This is a genomic window from Acinetobacter sp. Ver3, assembly GCF_000632455.1.
Lineage (GTDB): Bacteria > Pseudomonadota > Gammaproteobacteria > Pseudomonadales > Moraxellaceae > Acinetobacter.
On sequence record NZ_JFYL01000137.1, the window covers coordinates 1 to 2258 of the forward strand.

Genomic DNA, 2258 nt, shown 5'->3' on the forward strand with positions numbered 1-2258 from the left:
GCCAGGCGTTGCCCATATAAATACCGCCTGGAACATCACAAACATGGTTAAAGTTAAGATTACTAAACCCAATACAGGATGTAGAAAAATTTTATCTAGAAATGCGGTTCTTTTATCACCACTGTCATTATTTAAAATAACTTGTTTGGTGATTTGTTTGACCTGTTCAAAATGACTTAATTCAGAATGATAAGGAGTAATAAAAAGATTTTTTTGATCTAATTGATTAATTAAATCTTGAATTCCTTTTGTTTTAACTGCGACAGCTTCAACTAAAGGAATACCTAACAGTTGAGACAGTTTATCCTTATCAATGGAAATACCACGCTTTTTGACCTCATCCATCATATTTAATACAAGAATCATAGGGCGATTTAGAGCACGAACTTCGAGAACCAAGCTCAAATGTAAGCTTAAATTTGTGGCATCTACAACGCATATAAAAATATCGGGTAGAATTTCACCTTTTAGCTCGCCCAAACAAACTGCCCTGGTGACTTCTTCATCTAAACTACTAGGTTTTAAACTGTAAGTTCCGGGTAAGTCCAATACTCGTACTGCATCACCAGAAGGTAATTTAAAAGAACCTTCTTTTCTTTCTACGGTAACTCCAGCATAGTTGGCAACTTTTTGTCGCGTACCAGTAAGCGTATTAAATAAAGAGGTTTTTCCGCAATTTGGATTACCGACTAATGCAATGTTCTTAATCTTCATTGGATACTAACTCTACAAAAATTCTTTCAGCTTCATTCTTTCTTAATGCGAATCTTGAAGTTTCAATTTGAACTAAAACAGGATCTCCGCCAAAAACACCTTTAGCGAGTACTTGTAGAGTTTCACCCTCTCTAAAACCTAATAGTTGGAGCCGTTCCAATACGGGATCAGTGGTATGACTGTATTGATTACCTTTTTTGAGATCTCTAATTTTGACGATCTGATTTTGTTTAACTTGAAATAGATTCATTTTCGATACTCTTACTTCAAAGCCAAAATCTTTCGAGCACCATTAAGCACGAATAAAGAAACCAGGATGCCAATGATTAAGTCTGGGTAAGCTGATCCCGTCCACGCCACGAGTACACCGGCAAATATAACGCCCATATTTACCACAACGTCATTCGCCGAGAAAATCCAACTGGCTTTCATATGTGCGCCATCTTCTCGATGACCAGAAATAAGATATAAGCATGTCACGTTAGCTATAAGTGCGAGCAGGCCAATAACAATCATGAGCGTTGATTCTGGCTCGCTTCCAAACATGAATCGTCTAATGACATCAATAATCACGATGACAGCAAGTAATAACTGAATCCAACCTGCGAAATGGGCTGCTTTCACTTGATATTTCGCAGCTTTTCCGACGGCATATAGCGCAATACCATAAACGGCTGCATCGGCAAACATATCTAGAGAATCAGCAATCAATCCTGTAGACGCAGCAATAATTCCGCTGATGAATTCTATAAAGAACAGTAGAGCATTAATGCCTAATAACAGTTTAAGTACTTTAGCTTGTCTCACAGGATCAGGTTCATTAGGTATATCGCCTGTAGAAAGCTGTGTTTCATCAAGTTTCGCCCCAAAACCCAGTCCTTCAAGTTTGGCCGTAATTTGCTGACTCCCTTCATTATGGAAGACTTTCAGTTTTCGATTGGGAAGATCAAAAGTAAGACCTTTAACTGCTTCAATATCTGCAAGAGCCATACGGACCATTTGCTCTTCAGCAGAGCAATCCATTTTAGGAATGGTATAGGTACTTGTTTGCTTAGCCTGTTGATTGCTTATATAAGTTTCAGTCTTCACAAGCTTTGCACCAAAACCCAAAGCTTCAAGTTTGGTAGTTATATTTTCATCTTTTTGATTATGTAGAACCTTTAAAGACCGGTTAGGTAAATCAAAGATGAGTTTTTGAACACCATCAATTGAAGATAGCGCCATACGAACCATCTGTTCTTCCGCAGAACAATCCATTTTGGGAACTAAGTATTCACTCATGTAGTGCGAATCTTTTAAAACGTTTTCAGTGCTTAAATTTTCTTTGGGATCAGAACCACAACAGGATTGAGCGGTATCTTCACAACTGTTTGAAGTGTTACAGCAAGGAGATGAAGATTTTTCTTCTTCCTCTTCACCACAACAGCTAGGCGTATTATCACAATTCTTTGAATTGCTTGCTTCTGCAATTGATGGATGATTTTCTTGTTGAGATTTCTTATCTTCGCATGGTGTTTCTTTACTACATCCACAGCCACTCATAG

The 2258-nt window shown here is 37.9% G+C and carries 3 protein-coding genes; all 3 read right to left on the minus strand.

From position 1 onward, the window contains the following. Positions 1-714: FeoB small GTPase domain-containing protein (locus CL42_RS15875; RefSeq protein ID WP_035270849.1), on the minus strand; the 714-nt coding region annotated here is incomplete at its 3' end. Then, positions 704-964, minus strand: coding sequence for a FeoA family protein (locus tag CL42_RS15880; protein ID WP_004665962.1), 261 nt, complete (start codon positions 962-964; stop codon positions 704-706). The genes CL42_RS15880 and CL42_RS15875, both read right to left, overlap by 11 nt. An 11-nt stretch (positions 965-975) precedes the next feature. After that, entirely contained in the window at positions 976-2256 is a 1281-nt protein-coding gene (locus CL42_RS15885) for a cation transporter (RefSeq protein WP_004910216.1), read from the minus strand. Positions 2257-2258 lie beyond the last annotated feature (2 nt).